At 47.9% G+C, this 18,920-nt stretch carries 18 protein-coding genes; 7 read left to right on the top strand and 11 right to left on the bottom strand.

From position 1 onward, the window contains the following. Positions 1–267 precede the first annotated feature (267 nt). The 4 genes from aroC to WMO65_RS14955 all read left to right on the top strand — a co-directional run bounded on the left by aroC (position 268) and on the right by WMO65_RS14955 (position 5,596). Complete coding sequence (aroC, locus tag WMO65_RS14970) at positions 268–1,374, top strand: chorismate synthase (RefSeq protein ID WP_118743551.1); 1,107 nt, start codon at positions 268–270, stop codon at positions 1,372–1,374. Between the two features lie 114 nt (positions 1,375–1,488). Continuing rightward, a complete protein-coding gene (locus WMO65_RS14965) occupies positions 1,489–2,202 on the top strand; it encodes a response regulator transcription factor (protein WP_033139824.1) in 714 nt (237 codons plus the stop codon). Next, complete coding sequence (locus WMO65_RS14960; protein WP_148393338.1) at positions 2,174–4,492, top strand: sensor histidine kinase; 2,319 nt, start codon at positions 2,174–2,176, stop codon at positions 4,490–4,492. The genes WMO65_RS14965 and WMO65_RS14960 overlap by 29 nt, the downstream gene beginning before the upstream one ends. A gap of 195 nt (positions 4,493–4,687) precedes the next feature. Continuing rightward, entirely contained in the window at positions 4,688–5,596 is a 909-nt protein-coding gene (locus WMO65_RS14955; RefSeq protein WP_033139832.1) for an AEC family transporter, read from the top strand. Positions 5,597–5,655: 59 nt separating this feature from the next. On the opposite strand, the gene WMO65_RS14950 is transcribed toward WMO65_RS14955, so the two are convergent. The 6 genes from WMO65_RS14950 to WMO65_RS14925 are packed head-to-tail and all read right to left on the bottom strand — an operon-like array spanning position 5,656 to position 10,817. Beyond that, a complete protein-coding gene (locus tag WMO65_RS14950) occupies positions 5,656–6,174 on the bottom strand; it encodes a cysteine hydrolase family protein (RefSeq protein ID WP_148393339.1) in 519 nt (172 codons plus the stop codon). Positions 6,175–6,220: 46 nt separating this feature from the next. After that, a complete protein-coding gene (gene buk / locus WMO65_RS14945) occupies positions 6,221–7,300 on the bottom strand; it encodes a butyrate kinase (protein ID WP_148393340.1) in 1,080 nt (359 codons plus the stop codon). A gap of 14 nt (positions 7,301–7,314) precedes the next feature. After that, on the bottom strand, positions 7,315–7,980 hold the full coding sequence (locus WMO65_RS14940; protein ID WP_103731014.1) for a DUF6320 domain-containing protein: 666 nt from the start codon (positions 7,978–7,980) through the stop codon (positions 7,315–7,317). A gap of 2 nt (positions 7,981–7,982) precedes the next feature. Beyond that, on the bottom strand, positions 7,983–9,260 hold the full coding sequence (locus WMO65_RS14935) for a hypothetical protein (protein WP_148393341.1): 1,278 nt from the start codon (positions 9,258–9,260) through the stop codon (positions 7,983–7,985). A gap of 23 nt (positions 9,261–9,283) precedes the next feature. Beyond that, positions 9,284–10,264, bottom strand: a complete 981-nt coding sequence (locus WMO65_RS14930) for an alpha/beta hydrolase (protein WP_033139836.1) — start codon at positions 10,262–10,264, stop codon at positions 9,284–9,286. A gap of 10 nt (positions 10,265–10,274) precedes the next feature. Then, positions 10,275–10,817 (bottom strand): DUF2284 domain-containing protein, encoded by a 543-nt coding sequence (locus WMO65_RS14925; protein WP_148393342.1) that lies wholly within the window; start codon positions 10,815–10,817, stop codon positions 10,275–10,277. 210 nt (positions 10,818–11,027) lie between these two features. Here WMO65_RS14925 and WMO65_RS14920 point away from each other — a divergent pair, with 210 nt between their 5' ends. Continuing rightward, positions 11,028–11,666 (top strand): DUF305 domain-containing protein, encoded by a 639-nt coding sequence (locus WMO65_RS14920; RefSeq protein ID WP_033139848.1) that lies wholly within the window; start codon positions 11,028–11,030, stop codon positions 11,664–11,666. Positions 11,667–12,012: 346 nt separating this feature from the next. On the opposite strand, the gene WMO65_RS14915 is transcribed toward WMO65_RS14920, so the two are convergent. After that, entirely contained in the window at positions 12,013–12,081 is a 69-nt protein-coding gene (locus tag WMO65_RS14915) for a putative holin-like toxin (RefSeq protein ID WP_242980865.1), read from the bottom strand. A 146-nt stretch (positions 12,082–12,227) separates the two neighbouring features. Then, on the bottom strand, positions 12,228–13,049 hold the full coding sequence (locus WMO65_RS14910) for a helix-turn-helix domain-containing protein (RefSeq protein ID WP_148393343.1): 822 nt from the start codon (positions 13,047–13,049) through the stop codon (positions 12,228–12,230). Positions 13,050–13,164: 115 nt separating this feature from the next. Between WMO65_RS14910 and WMO65_RS14905 the strand changes: the two genes are divergently transcribed. Beyond that, positions 13,165–14,439, top strand: coding sequence for a uroporphyrinogen decarboxylase/cobalamine-independent methonine synthase family protein (locus tag WMO65_RS14905; RefSeq protein WP_033139850.1), 1,275 nt, complete (start codon positions 13,165–13,167; stop codon positions 14,437–14,439). Between the two features lie 45 nt (positions 14,440–14,484). Here WMO65_RS14905 and WMO65_RS14900 read toward each other — a convergent pair whose 3' ends face one another. After that, positions 14,485–14,637, bottom strand: coding sequence for a hypothetical protein (locus tag WMO65_RS14900; RefSeq protein ID WP_187370661.1), 153 nt, complete (start codon positions 14,635–14,637; stop codon positions 14,485–14,487). A gap of 99 nt (positions 14,638–14,736) precedes the next feature. Then, on the bottom strand, positions 14,737–15,732 hold the full coding sequence (locus tag WMO65_RS14895; RefSeq protein WP_118743553.1) for an Rpn family recombination-promoting nuclease/putative transposase: 996 nt from the start codon (positions 15,730–15,732) through the stop codon (positions 14,737–14,739). A gap of 1,171 nt (positions 15,733–16,903) precedes the next feature. Between WMO65_RS14895 and WMO65_RS14890 the strand changes: the two genes are divergently transcribed. After that, complete coding sequence (locus WMO65_RS14890) at positions 16,904–17,026, top strand: hypothetical protein (RefSeq protein ID WP_255786224.1); 123 nt, start codon at positions 16,904–16,906, stop codon at positions 17,024–17,026. Between the two features lie 145 nt (positions 17,027–17,171). Here WMO65_RS14890 and WMO65_RS14885 read toward each other — a convergent pair whose 3' ends face one another. Further along, a complete protein-coding gene (locus tag WMO65_RS14885; protein ID WP_054351481.1) occupies positions 17,172–18,848 on the bottom strand; it encodes a carbon starvation CstA family protein in 1,677 nt (558 codons plus the stop codon). Positions 18,849–18,920: the final 72 nt, after the last annotated feature.

Here is an 18,920-nt window from a genome sequence, read left to right as displayed (position 1 = left end):
CGGCCACGGGGATATATACATCCCAAAGCAGGATGGAAACCCGGCGGCCAAGGGGAATACTGCCTCAGGAATTTCATGTCTTCGGCCTGAAAACACCCCGCGGGGCAGTGATGTGGATAGCGGTCAATATATTTTAGTGTAACGTAACAACAAGCAGTTTTCAATGGATTTTATATAAAAACCATGCTAATATAGGAAAATAAAGATAAACTTATTACATTCACAACAGGAAATATCAGAAAGAATTCAGAAAACGAGGTGTATAGTATGTATGGTTCCACATTCGGAAATATATTGAAAATATCGACCTGGGGAGAATCCCATGGTGCGGGGATCGGCGTTGTCATTGACGGCTGTCCCGCAGGACTTCTGCTCTCCGCGGAAGACATTCAGGCTTACCTGGACCGCAGAAAACCGGGCCAGTCACGTTTTACCACCCAGAGAAAGGAAGCGGACGAGGTAGAAATCCTCTCCGGCATTTTTGAGGGGAAGACCACAGGCACCCCCATCTCTCTCATGGTCCGCAACACAGATCAGCGCTCCCACGATTACAGTGAGATCGCCAACTATTACCGCCCCGGACATGCGGACAGAAATTATGATATCAAATACGGATTCCGGGACTACCGGGGCGGCGGACGCTCCTCCGGGCGTGAGACCATCGGACGTGTGGCGGCAGGTGCCGTGGCCGCCAAAATACTTGCAGAGCTGGGCGTGGAGATCACCGCCTACACCCTCTCCATCGGCCCTGTCACCATTGACAAGAGCAGATTCGACAAGGAGGAGATGGGACGCAATGCCCTCTATATGCCGGACGCAGAAGCCGCGAAGAAAGCCCAGGCATATCTGGAAGGCTGTATGAAGGAAAAAAATTCCTCCGGCGGTATGGTGGAATGTGTCATTAAAGGTGTCCCCGCAGGTATCGGAGAGCCTGCCTTTGAAAAGCTGGACGCCAATCTGGCGAAAGCCGTCTTTTCCATCGGTGCGGTAAAATCTTTTGAAGTGGGCGCCGGCATCGCTGCCGCCTCCTCAGATGGTTTACATAATAACGATGCATACCGCATGGACGAAGAGGGAAATGTAAAGAAAAAGACAAATCATTCCGGCGGTATCACCGGAGGGATCAGTGACGGCACGCCAATCCTCATACGGGCTGCCTTCAAACCCACACCTTCCGTGGCTGCGGTCCAGGAGACAGTGAACCGCCAGGGAGAGAATATTGAAATATCCATCAAGGGCCGCCATGATCCTATTATTGTACCGAGGGCTGTTGTAGTGGTGGAATCCATGGCTGCCCTTGTGGTGCTGGATGCCATGCTGGGCAGTATGACCACACGCATGGATGCGGTCAAAGGTTTCTTTAAAAATCTTTAGAATTTTTTTCGATTTATACCACGTCACTTTTTAATTTTGATTCCTATACTCAGTATAGTAACAGCAGGAGGACCGCAGCGTAAGCGGCCTTCTGAACACAGGAGAAGAGATACCATGGAAATGAATCACATTTTAATCGTAGAAGACGACAAGGACATCCGGGAGGCAGTTGCCATTTATCTGAAAAGCCAGGGATATGAAGTATTTCAGGCAGGCGACGGCGTAGAAGGGCTGGAGATGCTGGAGCGGGAGGAGATCCATCTCGCAATTGTGGATATCATGATGCCCCGCATGGACGGTATCACCATGACCATGAAACTCAGGGAAAAACACGATTTCCCGGTTATCATGCTCTCAGCCAAATCCGAGGAGGTGGATAAGGTTATGGGGCTGAACATCGGCGCCGATGACTATGTCACCAAACCATTTACCCCAATGGAGCTTATGGCAAGGGTGAACTCTCAAATGCGTCGGTACAAAAGATTCATGGAAAAACTGCAGCAGAAAGAACAGGAAAACACAGATACCATTTACACCATGGGCGGGCTCGAGCTGAACGAGAGTACCTTCGAGGTGCGGGTAGACGGAGCCCCTGTAAAAATGACCCCCATGGAATTCAAAATTCTCCTTCTGTTAATCAAAAATCCTGGAAGGGTATTCTCCGCGGATGAAATTTATGAACGTGTGTGGAATGAGCGTGCTGTGAACACAGAGACGGTCATGGTGCATGTCCGCAACATCCGTGAAAAGATTGAGATCAACCCTAAGGAGCCAAAATATTTAAAGGTGGTGTGGGGAGTTGGATATAAAATTGAAAAATTCTCGTAAACTTGCAGTCGTGCTGGTGTTCCTCGTCATATTGCTGCCTTCACTGGCTATGATGATCATCCGCCCGCACTATATCAAAGGCCAGGGTAATTCTGAGCCGAATTTCAACACTTCCAGCTTCATGAGCACACTTGTGCAATCCAATTATGTGCTCTATGCGGAAGAAAAACAGAGGGAAAACCAGGCGGCTATGATCCCGTTTGACATCTTTTTCCCTTCTGCAATAAACGACAAACAGACAAAAGAGAACGAAGAGGACAAAAATTCAGGTTCCAAATCCAATACTTCCTCCCGGGAAATATCAAAGGAATCCCTGGACGAAGAGAATTTCCCCTCTTCCAAATACAAGAACAGCTACGGAGATGAATACGGAGGATACTCTTCAGAGGAAGCCATCATCGCATCCGCCAATGAGATTTCCAACTACTTCTCCAGATGGGAGCATAACTTCTCCACCCTGCGCTCTTATCTTCAGTATGAAGTGAGGGATGAAAACGGAAAAGTGATAGACTCCAACGCAACAGAGGAACTGGATCCGCTTCTCTCCCAGACAAAACCCGAGGCGCTGGATAAGAAATACGCTTTCGGCGCTATTGTCAAATATGATGAGAGCGGAAATGTATCGCAGGCAGAGTTTTTCTACGGAAAACCCGGCAACGCCACACAGCTTCTCAACGAACAGGTCCGTCAGAACCCATGTTCCAGCTTTGACGACCAATACGGCATGGATGCGCCTTTCCAGAAACCACAGGGCCGCACCTATATCTATCTGATGACAGCAGAAAATCTGGCATCCTTTATGGAAAGCTCAAACGGATATATGGAATACCTGGGCGTTGACACTTACCGCTCAACCGCCGATCTGTCCATTGTCTTCATTACTCTGCTGGGTCTGGTAGCCGCTGCAGCACTGCTTCTGCCGTTTATCAAACCCCTGCAGCTGGGAGACGAGAAAATATTCCAGGTACCTTTTGAACTGGTCTTCATAACAGCCAGCTTTGTTCTGGGATTTTCCCTTTCCATGTCCGTGAACGGCAATACCATGAGCAATGAACCGATTTACAATGTACTGCACAGCATCGGTGTACCCAAAGGGCTGGCCTCTGTGCTTCAGTATTTCTGGGGATTCATCGGATGGGCATTTATCTTTGCAGTGTGTTACTGGGCGGCAGGATGTATCAGAACCGTCTTTGTCATAGGACCGAAACGATACATCCAGGAACGGGTGATCATTTACCGCATCTGGCCCTGGGCAAAAGGCACGGTCAAAAACATTTACAACAGTATGCTCCATATCAATCTGAAAGATGATACCACAAAAGTTCTAATCAAAGTGGTACTGATCAACTTTATCATACTGGGATTTATCAGTCTGATGTGGGTCTGGGGCATCGGAGCACTGATTATTTACTCCCTTGCACTGTTCTTCCTTCTGAGGAAATACTGCAATGACCTGCAGAAACAGTATCACAGACTGCTGGACGCAACCAACCAGCTTGCCGAGGGCAACTTGAACGGTACGATTCCTGAGGAACTGGGCGTATTTGAACCGTTCCGCGGCGAGATCACCAAGATACAGAGCGGCTTCAAGAAGGCTGTGGACGAAGAGGTCAAGAGCCAGAAAATGAAAACGGACCTGATCACCAACGTATCACATGACCTGAAGACGCCTTTGACAGCCATCATCACTTATGTGGACCTTCTGAAGGATGAGAATCTGCCGGCCGAGGAGAGACGTCATTATATTGACGTTCTGGAACAAAAATCCACACGGCTGAAGCTGCTGATCGAGGATCTCTTTGAGATCAGCAAAGCGACCAGCAGAAATGTAACACTGAACATTATGGATGTGGACATCGTAAGTCTGATGCAGCAGGCAAAACTGGAGCTTCATGATAAGATCGAGGCATCCAACCTGTACTTCCGCTGGCGTCTGCCCGAGGATAAAGTAGTCCTCCCTCTTGACAGCCAGAAGACCTACCGTGTATTCGAGAACCTGCTGGTGAACATCACCAAGTACGCCATGCCGCGGACCCGGGTGTATGTGGATATGGAGAACGACGAGAAACGGGTACGCATTTCTATGAAGAATATCTCAGCCTCAGAGCTGACCTTCAACCCGTCGGAGATCACCGAACGGTTCGTCCGGGGTGATGCCTCCAGAAATACGGAGGGAAGCGGGCTGGGCCTGGCGATTGCCAAGAGCTTTGTGGAACTTCAGGGCGGAAGCCTGCAGATTATGGTGGATGCGGATCTGTTTACTGTGGAGATCGTGTTCCCGAAACCTTAATATACTAATGCAAGACAGCCATTACTGGATATCGTTGGTAATGGCTGTCTTTATCTATTCCATGATTTATTATTGCAAAACCTTTTCTTTTGTGCTAATTTAAAAAGTATTGAAAAAAAGAGCAGCTGTTTTTATGTACAGCCAGCGCAGCAAATGTGCAGACCTGATCAAGCAGCTGCGGGAAAGGACCAAAAAATGGCAGACATACTAACCAGGGCCGCTGCACTTATCTGCATGATTGCCCTGGCGTTTACATTGAAAAAGATACATATTTTGAAAAAAGAGGACTTCCGTGTGGTGTCCGCACTGGTGGTTAAGATCACACTGCCGTGTGCCATCATCAATAATTTCAGCCAGATGGATTTTGACACCTCTCTCTTTTTTCTGGTTCCCATTGGATTTTGCGGAACCCTCTTTCTGATCGGAACGGGATATTTTATGGCGAGAAAGAAAAGCCCGGATGAGAAGGCTTTTCAGATGATCAACCACTCAGGGTTCAACATCGGCACCTTTGCCATTCCCTATCTGCACAGCTTTGTAGGTCCCTCCGGGGTGATCGCCGCTTCCATGTTTGACATCGGCAATTCCCTGCTGTGCACAGGCGGAACCTATGCCTTGGCCTCCAGTGTGCAGAACCCGGATAACAGAACCACCATAGGCTCCCTGTTAAAAAAGACCTTTTCCTCCGTACCCACCCTGACCTACCTGCTCATGACACTTTTAAGCCTGCTGCATCTCAGGCTGCCGGGGGGCATACTCACCTTTGCGGGAATCGGGGCGGAGGCAAACGCATTCATGGCTATGACAATGCTGGGAATCGGCATGGAACTCACCTTAAACCGCAGACATTTTTCATCCATAACCCGTATCTTAAGTGTCCGCTACCTGGTGGCCCTCATATTCTCCCTTGCCGCCTGGTTTCTGCTTCCCTTTGACAGAGCCCTGAAAAAAACACTGGTCATCCTGCTCTTCTCACCGCTGGCATCCTTTGATCCGATCTTTACGGAAAAATGCGGGGGTGATGTGGGACTTTCCAGTGAGATCAATTCCATCAGTATTATTATCAGCATTGTGTGTATGACACTGCTTTTGATCATTTTGTAAAAAATAACGGTGAACATAGCTGCCTTCCGGGTACGCTGTGTTCACCGTTTTCATTTTCTCTATCCAACCTGAATCTGGCAGACCTTCATGGCCTCCAGTGCATTCTCATGGCTCTCTTTTGTAACTCCCGCGCAGCAGGACGCATCCACAGAGATCACTGCCTCGGGGAGCGCGGCTTTCAATATCATGGCATTTGAGATAATGCAGATATCTGTGCACAGACCCACAAGTTCAATCTCATCATACCCTTCCTTTCCTGCCAGATGCGCAAGAACCGTACTTCCAAATGTAGGCTTCTCCACCAGTCTGCATCCGGCTGCAAGCCTTTTCAGCTCCGGTATCAGCTCCCACCCTTCTGTATCCCTGATGCAGTGCGGAACGGGCAGATTCTTTCCCTCCTGGGTGTCCATGTAATTCTTCTCATGTGTATCAAGGGTAAACACCACTGTTTTCCCCATCGCCTTAGCTTCTTTGACCTTTTTAACCACATTTTCCACAATGGCTTTGGCTTCCGTTGTGCCCAGAGCACCGGTCACGAAATCAACCTGCATGTCAACCACCACTAATAACTGCTTCATTGTCCTCATCCTCCATTTCTCATATGATACCACAGAATATCCGGCTTTACCCATAAAGGGCATCCCTGTAAATATTGGCTTTCTCCTGTCCCTGCAGGATCCGAAGGGCGCCGTAGGCCAATGCCTCCAGTTCCATCTCACCGGGCATGATCCTGACCGGTCCCAGGAAATCAATATAATCGGTAATCCAGTCCGTCAGCATTTTGGAGTGTGCCATACCGCCTGTGAGAATTATGGCATCCACATTCCCCTTCAGTGCAGGGGCAAGCTGTCCGATCCCTTTTGCCACCTGATAGGCCTGCGCCTCATACAGAAGCTCAGCCTTTTCATTTCCCTGACGTATCATTTTCTCGATTTCCCGGCAGTCATAGGTTCCCAGATACGCTTTCAGTCCCCCGTCTCCGCGGATTTTCCGCATCAGCTCTGCCTTGGTATATTTCCCGCTGTAACACATGTCTACAATATAAATAATGGGCACACTCCCGGAACGCTGCGGGGAAAAGGCTCCGCCGTCGTCACTGAGGGCATCCACTATTTTCCCGTGTCTGTGTGCTGAGAAAGAGATCCCGCCGCCCATATGCGCCACCAAAAAATTCATCTCCTCATAGGACTTCCCCGCTTCCTCCGCTGCCTTTCGTGCCATTGCCTTACTGTTTAACACATGGCAGAAGCTCTGCCGCACCACCTCCGGAATGCCGGTGATACGCGAAATTTCCATAAATTCATCCGAAGACACCGCATCATAAATGTAGGCGGGAATCCCAAGCGGTGCAGCCACCGCATCTGCGATCAGTGCGCCCATATTTGATGCATGGGGACTGATGGGGCCTTTTAAGATCCTGTCTTTCATTGCCTGATTCACGGTATATCCGCCTGCTTTTACAGGAGGAAGAAGTCCGCCCCGGCCAACAACAGCGCTTAACTGTTCCACCTGATAGGAATGTGCCTCCAGACAGGCCAGAACCATATCTCTTCTAAAAGGGAACTGTTCTTCTATATCCGGATGGCTGTCCAGAAACGCAGAATCATGCTCAATGTCTTCCCGGAACATTTCCTGCCGGTTTCTGAATACAGCTATTTTCGTAGATGTGGAGCCCGGATTTACTGCAAGTATATCGTATACCATTTCCTTACCTTCCTTTACAAATGCGTCTTTTTCCTCAGCTCCTCGCCCAGGGCCCTGCCCTTAAATATAGCCAGCGCGGACAACATGAGCACCGCCCCTGCCACACACAGCACCGACGGAAGTCTCACGCCGACTGCGCCGCACAGAAGAAGAATCAGGGGGATCAGACTTCCCACGGACACTATGACCATGTAAATCATATAATGTGAGACCGGCGCCCTGGTCACGAACACCACCACCCACAAGATCACATAGACAGCCAGCAGCACAATAGGTATCCCGAAATCCACAGACCATCCTCTCCACCCTGTAATAAAATCCCAGAACAAAAAGACTGCCCACAATAGCACTGCCTCCCAGACTGCATTCTTGAACAGATTCCTGCGCTTTACGATAGCAACCGCTGACAGGATCCACATGCAGCCCACACCGGCCAGCACATAGCCTGACCAGAAACTGTGAAAACCCATGGTCCAGTTCACAGAAACCGCAGCAACACATACCGCAATGCAAACAAAAGAAAATATGCGGAATCCCATGGCCATGCGGGAGTTTTCCCTGGTGAAATCCGGGAACATCTGATTCTCTTCCTCCGGGATTCCCTCCAGATTCCCCTGGCAGAGAGGGCATTTTCTGTGGGGATTCCTGACTGTAATTTTGCAACGTTTACAATACTGCATCCTCAATCCCCTCCTTTTTCCCCGCCAAGTGCTATGATCTCCACCGGGATACCCTGTCCGGTCAGCATCCGGAAGAAATTCCGTTCAATCCTTGTATTGGCATAACCGGATGTAAAGCTGACAGTCAGCCTGTCTTTCCAGGAACACATACACAGCTCCATTTTAGGTGTGCTGGTGTAAAAGTCAAACCAGTCGATATAGGGTTCACACTCCCGGGGCATCTGTATTTTTCCGATATTGGAGAAAACGGCTGTGTCCGCGGAGGTGGAGAAGGCAGCTCCGGCCTGCATGCCCCACAGCTTGAGGGGAAGGGGCAGAATGCGCATAAAAGGATTTTTCTCCATCCGCATAAACCCGTTCATCCGGGCTGCGATGCGCTCCGGTGTCAGCTCCCTTTTGAAAAAATCCGAGGTGAACGCAATGACATCCTCCAGCTTTTCACTCTGTTCGGAAAAATTATATCCGATATCGATCCATCCAAAGAAGTTCCGCACAGAGGAGGAGGGAAAGTAACTCCTGAGATTCACAGGTATCATGAGCGCCACCGGGCGTTTTTTCTGTCTCGGACTCATATCCATGGCAACCGCGCAGAGAAAAACAGCGGTAAGGTATACGGTTATGGTAGTCTGAAAACTGCGCGCAGCCCGGATCAGGGCTTCTGTGGGCACAATTCCCTCCACAAGTCTCATCTGGCCGTATTCCAGGCGGTGATATTTCAGCTGATGGGATTTGTATTTCGGAATGTCCTTCACCAGCGCCTTGTCGGAATAGTATTTGTCAAAGCTGTCCTCTGCCATCTCCTCATCCGTGGCATCTGCCTGTACCTGGGAGACAGGGCCTGTGACCATATCCGGATATGCCTCCATCAGATAATAGTACACAAGGGTTCTGAGAAACTGAAGGGCCCCGGTGCCGTCCGTGAGGGCATGGTATGTCTCGAAATTTATGCGTTTTTTATAATACGTGACCTCAAACAAAAGATTTTTCTGGTCCCTCACATAGATCTGGCTGCAGGGCGGGCGGTATTCCTCCCTGACAACAGGCTTAAGCTCCGACTCCTCCAGATAATTCCAGAAAATGCCGCAGCGAAGGACACAGAGAAAAAGGCTGTAGTCCTCCATACACAGATCAAGGGCTTTCTGCAGCTTTACCTGGTCGATCTCTTCGGTGAGCTGACAGGAAAGCCGGAAGACGCGCTCATCCTTCTTCCCGCTGGTAGCAGGAAATATCTTTGCTGTATTCTCCAGGGTTCTCCACTTTTTTCTGCTGAAATGGGCCATTCTCTCACTTCACTTTCCATAACCTAACTTTTTAAAAATGCATTGATGTAATCATACGTCTCCCGCACAGCGGAATACACGGGTTCCAACAGGAAAAATCCATGGATACCGTCCGCGATCCGGTGCAGTGTCACATCCACGCCTGCTGCCTTCATCCGCCGTGCATAATCCTCCCCCTCATCCCGCAGCGGGTCCAGTTCCCCTGTGATCACCAGGGCTCTTGGAAGGTTTGAAAAATCCTCAGCCAGAAGAGGCGCAAAATAAGGGTTCTGCCTGTCCGCTTCACAGCTCTGGTAAAAATCCAGATAATCTGCCATGTTCTGTCTGGTCAGAAGATAATCCCTGCCGTTTTCCAGAACGGACGGATACGCATTTTCCTCACTATAATCATTATTGACACAGGGATAGATCAATATCTGTCTTTTCGGAATAAATTCCCCTCTGTCCCTGGCCATCTGGCAGACAGCCGCAACAATATTCCCCCCGGCGCTGTCCCCCATCAGGGTGATCTGGTCAGGTTCCGCATTTAAAATCGTCCTGTCTCCAAACACAGCCTTTGCCGCAGCATAACAGTCCTCTATCTGGGTGGGAAATCTATGCTCAGGTGCCAGAGGATAGTCTATAGACACTACCACATGGGCCGTGTTTTTCGCCAGGTTCCAACACACCCGGTTATAAGATTCCACGCTCTCTGTCACAAATCCGCCTCCGTGTATGTAGAGGATGACCGGATAGATATTGTCTGACATTTTGCCTGTATCAAGGGATTTATTCTTTTCCTGGAAGGCTTCGATATCCACGGTGTCGTAGGATTCCTCATTGGGAAAATAGATGCGCACAGGCACTTCCCTTCCTTCATTGTAGATCTTCGTGTCCAGTGTCCGGTAAAAGGGCTTGAAGGGATCCAGGATCTTCAGATTCATGATCCGTCTGGATTTCTGCAGGTCCAGTTTCGTCTCAGGGTCAGACAGCGCTTTCAATACCAGGTGCATTGCTTTATTCATAAATTTTCCTCTATTCTACTAATATACATCCAACCAGTGTCAGTGTCCCCGGACCGTAATAATAAAGAATATCATTTTTCTGGCACACCTCACTGACAAGCATGCCGTAGGCCTCCATTGCGGATGACTGGCGCTCCGGAAACCGGCACGGCGCATGGGGGTAAGTGCACTCCTTACAGTTTTCACAGGCCCCGTCTCCCAGAACAAGAGCACCGGGATATTCCTCACGGACCATCGCAGCAAACTTGTGGAATGCCTCCTTGTGGCGCTCTCCAAGCTCCTGCATTCCCTCTATATCAAAGCTGTCCTCCAGTTCCCCTGTTGTCTGTACGATCAGTCCTCCCGCATATTTGTGGATCTGCTCGCTGCACTCTTCCAGTGTACCGCATCCGGGAGGACAGACCCAGTTCTTATTGTAATGCTGACATTTGTTCTCCGCACATGCGCTGCGGACCTCACTTCTCACCTGGATTGTGGATGCATCCAGATCTCCTACGTGTGAAAAACCGCAGGAAAGCGCTTTTTGTTTTAATTCCTCATACTTTTCCGGCATTGTTTGCCCTCCTTTATCTGTGGTAATTTCAGACAACTGTAATGAGCAGGTTTGACCTGTATTCTTATATTGATTGTTGCAGATAATCGGGCTGGTGTCAATGTGAAATGCTATTCATTATTTTTCTCATTTCCGGCAACACTATAAAATAAATCGTAACTTTTCAGCCATCTGAACAGTTCCGATCAATCAAACCATTGGAGGCCAGAAATGAAATTATGTAAACTTATCCCCATATCCCTTGCCGCCTTTCTTCTGCTGACCGGATGCGGCTCCGGCAAATCCAACATCGAAGATTACCTGAAGGAGGAAAATGCCATCATGGGCAGGATGATGGAGGAAATGGACAGTGCCCGGAACACCGGCAGCGCTGAGCTTGACTTTCTGCACGGCATGATTCCCCACCACCAGTCAGCCGTGGAAATGTCCAAAAGTTATCTGGAATACGCCGGAAAAGGCGGAGAGTTCAAAGGCCTGGCAGAAAACATTATAAGTGCCCAGAATAAAGAGATTGATCAAATGAACACCATGATAGAACGCTTTGAGAAAGCGGAAAGCCCTGATTCCGACAAGGAGGAGGCCTATCTGGAAGAATACCGCGCCATGATGGATACACACCACAGTTCCCACACAGCAGCTGAGACCACTGACCTGGAGGCAGCATTTGCCCAGGGCATGTCCATGCATCACCAGATGGCAGTGGATATGGCAGAGATCATCCTTAAATACACGGATGACGAGGAGCTGACCCGGTTTGCCGACAATATTGTCACACAGCAGGAAAAAGAAATTGACGAAATGCAGTCCTATCTGGATAAAAATACAGACAGCGGCAGCCATGAGCACTGATTTGGTCCTGTAAAATAAGATAAGAACTTATCTGTTATTGATTTTTGATATCTCTGTGTTTGATTTTTTTGTATTATTATAAGTAATGTTACGGAATATAGAAATGGAGACAGTCTGTTTGGGAGTTAAAAAAACGACATGTAATAAGATTTCAAATAAATATGGATTATCGGGATCTTTAAATCCAAGAAAAACAATTGATTTTCCGTTGTTTTTTCTTATAACCTATGCTATATTATGTATAGAGAAAGGTTTAGCCATATCCATTTAGATGGCAGCCTTATTGGATGATTGGAGTCCTTATGGACTTCCGCCTACCTTGTTTTGGGGAACAGGGTAGGCTTTTTTATTTTCGCTTGTTTCTACTCTCTATGTAGGCAAGCAGTGCTACGACAAACAAAGCAAAAGATATCATTAATGATATAGCTTCAAAAACTGTCATTTTCACACCACCTCCCTTCTTTTCAGTTAGGGAGGCTGCAACCCTGTATATGGCTAAACCTTATTAACAGTCTATCATGGATATCGCAAACATTGCAATCTCTTTTTATACAGACAGCGCTACTGCCTCTCCTTATACTGCGTAGGCGTCATCCCCTTATTCTTCTTAAAAGCAATGCAAAAGCTGTTCACACTCTGGAACCCACAGGCATATGCTATCTCCTTTACGGGCCTGTCCGTTGTCTTAAGATAATATCCGGCCTGCTGCAGACGCACTGACACAAGGTAGGCATGGGGAGTCAGACCAGTCTCCCGTTTGAACAGTCTGAGAAAATAGGAGGCATCCAGGGATACATGATCTGCCAGCTCTTGAAGCGTAATATTGGACCGGAATCTTTGCCGTATATAGGATACTGCCCGCTCACACGGGGTCATTGACTCTGTATACGGCAAAGTATAATCAGGCAGTCCCAAAAGAAAGGACAGCATATCCGTAATATATTTTGCCATCCATATTTCCTTGTAGGTTATCTTACTTTCCAGAAGCTCCAGCATATACCTGAGCGGCCGCAGCACCTGCGCCGCCTGCCTTTCTGTAAGCGAAAAAACATTGCCGCTCTGTTTTACTATCATATCATAATAGCTTCCGGCGCATCTGCCGTCAAAATGAATCCACTCTATCTCCCATCCGCTGTCCGAGCCGTAGGCGTGGGGCTGATAACAGTCTATCAGACATGCCTGCCCCTTGCTTAAATGATACTTCCTGCCGTCAAATTCCAAATATCCTTTCCCCTCCCGCACGTAAAAAAACAGGTAGCTGTCGTATGCATTTCTGGCAATATGGTAATCCCTTTCATATGTAAAATCCCCCAGACACAGCGGATACAGCACTTCTCTGCAGGCCGCTGTGGTGGGAACACAGAAGTATATTTTCTCTATCATCTTTCTCCTCCTAAATGTCAATTTTTTTATATAGAAAGTCAACTGCCGCTGATGAAATTCTCCCTTGTTTTTTATAGAATAACTATAAGAATACACCAGGCAAAGGAGAATGTAAATGAAATATGAAATAAGCGCCGAGGACAGAAAGATCCTCCGGGAGACAGCAAAAAAGCAGATGGATTTCGCCTGTCAGGAGCGCAACAAAATCCTGAAAGAAAAATGGTACCTCCACAATGCCCTCCGGGGCGAAACACCCATGGTTGTTCTGGAGTCATGGGGATTTAATGATGAGGTCATCACTCCACGCTTAAAATGTACCGGAGAATTTGCCAGAAAAACCGAGTTTGAGCTGTACCAGAACTTTGTAAACCAGGAGCTCTTTGACGATGACCGGGTAACGCCTGACCGCTTTGAGATGGGATACCATACGGAATTCAAGCTGTATGACCTGGACATGCACAAAGAATTCGCAACCGGCAGAGAGGAGGAAGACACCTCTGGTGTCAGCATGCGTTTTCTGCCTGTGATCGAAGACCTGGAAGATGACTTCCATAAAATCAAGCCCAGCAGATTTTCTGTAGATATTGAGGGCACCGAACAGGAATTTCAGCTTCTCACAGATACGTTTGGCGATATCCTGCCGGTAAAAATGAAAATGGACTGCCTCTACAGTGTCCCCACACAGTTGATCATCCATCTCATGGGAATGGAAAATATGATGCTGAATCTGGCACAGTATCCCGATCTCTTTAAAAAACTCATGGACCAGGCCGCTGATGACACGCTTGCATACTACGATATGCTGGAAGAAAACCATCTGATCCTGCCCACCACAGAGTACGAAAGCGTGGGACAGGGAACCTTCGCATTCAACCATGAACTGCCGGACACGCCCACTGTGGACGGAAGATACCTGACACGCCGCGATGTATGGGGCTACATGGACTCCCAGGAGACACTGAGTATCTCCCCTAAAATGTTTGAGGAGATCATCTTCCCGTGCTACGAAAAAATCGGTTCCCAGTTCGGCCTTCTGTCCTATGGCTGCTGTGAACCCGTGGACAGGGTCTGGGATAACTGCATCAGCAAATTCAAAAATCTCCGCAAAGTTTCCATCTCCCCATGGTGCAATGAAGAGTTCATGGGCGAACGCCTCCGGGGAAGCAGTATCATCTACCACAGAAAACCTGCAGCTACCTTCCTCGGTGTCAGCGGCAGGGATCTGGACGAGGAGGCTTTCCGCAAATATATCCGCAGAAGCCTTACCGCCGCCAGGGGCTGTAAGATGGAAATCACGCAGAGGGATATCTATACGATTGACAATAATGTACAGAAAGCCCGGAGATATATTCAGATCATCCGGGAAGAAATTGAAAATAACTGGAAATAGATATCTGCCCGGCCAGCGAGGCCGGGCAGATATCTTTTTGCTGTATCAGTTGATTTTATAAGTACCGCACCTGTCACCATTTCCTCTGTAAACAGAAACACTGCTGCAGTCTGCATCTATTATCCATTTATCTCCTGGTTTCAGATCCGGAATATTGCTTCTGCCGCACACCTCTTTATCGGCATCCATCCATTCCACATAATATCCTCTCATCTCGTAACAGGGCAGATCCTTTCTGCATCTGATGGCAGTCCTCCCTGCCTTCCATTCTATAGCAAATGAAGCGCACTCCTTTTGCTATGATTTGTGGGAAATTTCTTCCAAAATCTGAGCATTGCTGTAATCCGGATGTCGTTCCTGCAGTTCTGCAATTCTCATTACAAATCCCTCTTCCGCATCAAGCCAATGACAGATCGTTATTGCCGTAAGTCTTTTATTCAGCATTTTACGAATGATATTGACTTCCTCTTCCTTCTTTCCTTCTATCTTACCTTCTGTCTTTCCTTCCTCTTTTAACTCTTCTAATGCCCTGCACACTGTGGTTCCCTCCTTCCCCTCATTTGTATCAATATCCTGCCCCAGCATTGTAAGTAACGCTCTGCTGGCCTCTGCAGACAATTCCTCCAGTTCCTTTCTATGGTTTTCTACATATCTTTGAAGATCTTTTTTATGGTTTCCGCATTTTAAAGTTTCCAATATCAATCTCCAATCACCCGGAAATTTACTCGGATCTATATTCCTGGGATCGATCAGATGTACTTTATATTGGGGGAAATACTCCTTTAACTCTGCCGCACCATCCGGCAGCCGGATCATCTCCTCCACTGTGAGCGGACCATCCCAGGGCCTGTCCCCATAATAGAAAACAATACTTACCACCGGCATGAGCTGTTCCCCTTTATGAAGTCCTGACAAAAACTCCGCTGGTGTTTTCAGATTTCCCGCTTTCCTGTTTTCTTTTTGTATTTTCTTCATCTGGTCTCCGTACTGAACGGAATCATATAAAAGCATGCGCACCGGCATCCCATAATGTATCTCACTCTGGTTTTCACAGATAAAAATCACATACATCGTGTGAAAATATGCCTGTTTAACCGTATCTCTTATCAAGGTTTTTTTATTGGATCTGCCATCGGCTTCCCAGGGAAGCTGATGAATCATTTCTCTCGGAAGCCGCTCTGCATATTCCGGCCTAAATACCTGTTTCCCTCCGAAAACCGCACCGTTCATAAAATCACAGAACACCTGGGGGTTATCAAAATACGGCGTAATATTATCATCCTTTACTCCCATTTTTCCTCCTTATATAATTTTCATTTTCCGGAAATCAACTGGCCGAATGGCCGGAATAGATAAATATACATGCTGCCTGTCGCGGCGATTTGTTGATTCCAGAATATCACAAAGAGGGTAACAGGGCAAATGAACTTTTTATAAATTCAATAAAAATACACGAAAACATTTTTATGTTATTATCAGTATATAATGCAACTATACATTTTGCAATACCATATTCACATATTAAATATTCCCCAAAGCTATACACCAAATGATCCTTAACAGCCCAAAATCACTGCTTTCTCGCATATATCACTGTAATATTGTCCATCAATAACCAGAATATGATATTCCTATTCAACAGGCAGGATAGTAAAATAATGGCAGAACAAATGGAACGGCGGATACCTTTCAGCCCCTCCGCCTTATCAAAAATAAAGAAGTCAAACATATGTCACAAAAATCACAAGTAAAAATCTGGGAAGCCCCCTGCGTTATCCCCACCAATAAAGTCTATCCCCCCGAAAAAAGCCCTCTTTTCATTGAAAAACGAGCCTACCAAGGCAACACCGGAAAGTTCTACCCCCTTGCGGGGCTGACAGGCCCCTGAATCTCCGGCGGGATCGAGTTCAACCGGCCCCAGCACAGAAGACACTGGTGGGGTACAAAATATACCAGAAAGAACTGATGCCTCCCCCAGCCAGCCGAGCCGCTGAAAGCGTCAAAGGACATGAAATCCCTGGAGGAACTGTATCTGGCCGCCTCTCATCTGGAGTAATACCGCCATGCCACCTGTGACCCTGCGGATTACTATCAGGAGGGACTACGGCGTGACGCTGCAGATACCCACCTGAACAACGGCTATAACCTGCTTCTCTACCGCAGGGCCACATTCATGAGAACATTGCCCACTTCCAGGCTGCCGTAGACAAACAGACCATGAAAAATCCCAATCCCTATTCCGGAGAATATTATTTCAACCTTTGCCTGGCTCTGGAGGCGGACGGGCAGGATGAAAAGGCCTTTGATTCCTAGATCCGCACCTTAAAAGCCGCTGCTGTCGGTACCGGGAAGGCGCTTGAGGAATGGAAACGGCTAATGCGCGGAAAATACGAAAGCTGCCTCCTGTGATTATTGTTTTCCGAACAAAACCGAAGAGATTCGTGTTCTGGGGACGGCCATTCAAATGCTGAACTCTGCACCGATGGCAAAATATTACCTTGGAAATCTGCTCTACGATAAAAAACAGTATGACAGGGCAGCCCCCCTGCGGGAGGGCTGGAATATGACCAACTGGCAGCAAAACTGAACCAACCTGTAGAGCAGCGGCTTGCCGTATCTGGACAGACAGGCTGATTATCAGGAAGCTATTATGCTCCTGGATAAATAAACAGAACACAAAAACCGGAAAACCACATTCTCCATATGGTTTTCCGGTTTTTTACATCCATTTCTTATGCCGTTTTAACGCTCTTTCCAAAAAGTGTTCTGATTCCATCAATAGCCATAATCACTGCCAGAACCACAATGGGCACAATCAGCACACATTGCAGGCCTTCCACCAGCGCCTGCCCTGTTCCGCCTGCCAGTTTCAGCACATTATTCTTAAATGTGAGTACCAGCGTGCTCAGGGTAGCTGCCAGCATAAAGAACATGGGGAAGTAGAACATCCTGTTGTTCTTCCCGATTCTCTTTAACCAGCATGACACAGCCAGGAATGCGGGCACAGATACAAGCTGATTGCAGGCTCCGAACAATGCCCATATCTTCTGATATCCCGCGATCGTCAGAAGGGCTGCGCAGGCAATTGTGATAACAGTCGCCACATACATATTGCTGAGAATATTCTTCTCCCCGTTCTTCTTTGAAGCAAACAGCTCCTGGAACAGGAAACGACCCAGACGTGTTGCCGTATCCAGGGATGTGAGGGCAAATGCGGAGATCGCCAGAAGAATGATCGTCTTCATGGTAGTCACAGCCATATCCCCCATTCCCATGTTTGCGAAAAAGGTACTGATTGCTGTCGCAAAGACAACAGGCGGCGTGCCAATCTCCGCATAGGCACCGTCGGAAGTCAGATAGCCCACTGCAATTAAAGCAATTACAGCGAGGACACACTCGATCAGCATGGAGCCATATCCGATCATTTTGGCATCCTTCTCACTGTTGAGCTGTTTTGATGTGGTGCCGGAACCAATCAGGCTGTGGAACCCTGACACTGCACCGCAGGCAACTGTGATAAACAGGAAGGGGAACAAGGTCTGTCCTCCGATATTCCATCCGGTAAATGCCTTGAGCTGTACATTCGGATTGGTGAAGAAAATACCAATGGCAGCGGCGATCATCATAAAGTACAGCAGAAAACTGTTCAGATAATCGCGAGGCTGCAGCAAAATCCACACAGGTGCCACTGAAGCGATAAATATGTAAATAAAGATGACCACGAGCCATGCTGTCTTGGAAAAGTAGATTGGGCTTTTCAATCCCACAAAGATGCACAGCGCCAGAAGAAGGACACCCACAATTGTGGAGACACCCAGATTTACATTCTTCCGGTTCAGGAATCCGAATCCCACAGCCAGAGGAATGAACAGCATGGATGCCATCGCAACAGAACCGTTAGCTGCATTCTTCACCATCTCCCCGTCCGTATTTGCTGTAAATCCGGCAAATGTTCCTGCCACAATATCCGCAAACGCCGCAACGACCAGTATCAGCACCAGCCAGGCAAACACAGTAAAGCAGACTTTGGACTTGTAAGAAATATTTTCCTCTATCACCTCTCCCAGGGATTTTCCTTTGTGGCGGATGGATGCAAACAATGCGGAAAAGTCCTGCACTGCTCCAAAGAAAATACCGCCGATAACAATCCACAGAAGCACAGGCACCCAGCCAAAAATAGCTGCCTGAATGGGCCCGTTAATAGGACCTGCCCCTGCAATCGATGAAAAATGATGGCCCAGCAGCACAGGCGCTTTTGCGGGAACAAAGTCCACGCCGTCCTCCTCTGTGTGGGCCGGTGTCTCCCGTTTCGGATCCACGCCCCACTGCTTTGCCAGCCAGGAACCGTAGGTCACATAGGCAATCAGAAAAATCACAATTGCCGCACCCAGAATGATTACTCCACTCATAACTCTTTGCCTCCTCTTTTTTGATGAATATTTGATAATGAAAAAAATAGCAACATCTTTTGTACCTATTCA

Source organism: Blautia caccae (assembly GCF_040095955.1).
Classification (GTDB): Bacteria; Bacillota; Clostridia; order Lachnospirales; family Lachnospiraceae; genus Blautia; species Blautia celeris.
The sequence above is the reverse complement of the archived record's forward strand: the minus strand, read 5'-3'. Positions and strand labels throughout refer to the sequence as shown.

Excerpts from the sequence above, each read along its gene's own strand:
- aroC (WP_118743551.1), top strand. The coding sequence starts at position 268 with ATGTATGGTTCCACATTCGGAAATATATTGAAAATATCGACCTGGGGA.
- WMO65_RS14965 (WP_033139824.1), top strand. The coding sequence starts at position 1,489 with ATGGAAATGAATCACATTTTAATCGTAGAAGACGACAAGGACATCCGG.
- WMO65_RS14955 (WP_033139832.1), top strand. The coding sequence starts at position 4,688 with ATGGCAGACATACTAACCAGGGCCGCTGCACTTATCTGCATGATTGCC.
- WMO65_RS14950 (WP_148393339.1), bottom strand. The coding sequence starts at position 6,174 with ATGAAGCAGTTATTAGTGGTGGTTGACATGCAGGTTGATTTCGTGACC.
- buk (WP_148393340.1), bottom strand. The coding sequence starts at position 7,300 with ATGGTATACGATATACTTGCAGTAAATCCGGGCTCCACATCTACGAAA.
- WMO65_RS14940 (WP_103731014.1), bottom strand. The coding sequence starts at position 7,980 with ATGCAGTATTGTAAACGTTGCAAAATTACAGTCAGGAATCCCCACAGA.
- WMO65_RS14935 (WP_148393341.1), bottom strand. The coding sequence starts at position 9,260 with ATGGCCCATTTCAGCAGAAAAAAGTGGAGAACCCTGGAGAATACAGCA.
- WMO65_RS14930 (WP_033139836.1), bottom strand. The coding sequence starts at position 10,264 with ATGAATAAAGCAATGCACCTGGTATTGAAAGCGCTGTCTGACCCTGAG.
- WMO65_RS14925 (WP_148393342.1), bottom strand. The coding sequence starts at position 10,817 with ATGCCGGAAAAGTATGAGGAATTAAAACAAAAAGCGCTTTCCTGCGGT.
- WMO65_RS14920 (WP_033139848.1), top strand. The coding sequence starts at position 11,028 with ATGAAATTATGTAAACTTATCCCCATATCCCTTGCCGCCTTTCTTCTG.
- WMO65_RS14910 (WP_148393343.1), bottom strand. The coding sequence starts at position 13,049 with ATGATAGAGAAAATATACTTCTGTGTTCCCACCACAGCGGCCTGCAGA.
- WMO65_RS14905 (WP_033139850.1), top strand. The coding sequence starts at position 13,165 with ATGAAATATGAAATAAGCGCCGAGGACAGAAAGATCCTCCGGGAGACA.
- WMO65_RS14895 (WP_118743553.1), bottom strand. The coding sequence starts at position 15,732 with ATGGGAGTAAAGGATGATAATATTACGCCGTATTTTGATAACCCCCAG.
- WMO65_RS14890 (WP_255786224.1), top strand. The coding sequence starts at position 16,904 with ATGCTGAACTCTGCACCGATGGCAAAATATTACCTTGGAAATCTGCTC.
- WMO65_RS14885 (WP_054351481.1), bottom strand. The coding sequence starts at position 18,848 with ATGAGTGGAGTAATCATTCTGGGTGCGGCAATTGTGATTTTTCTGATT.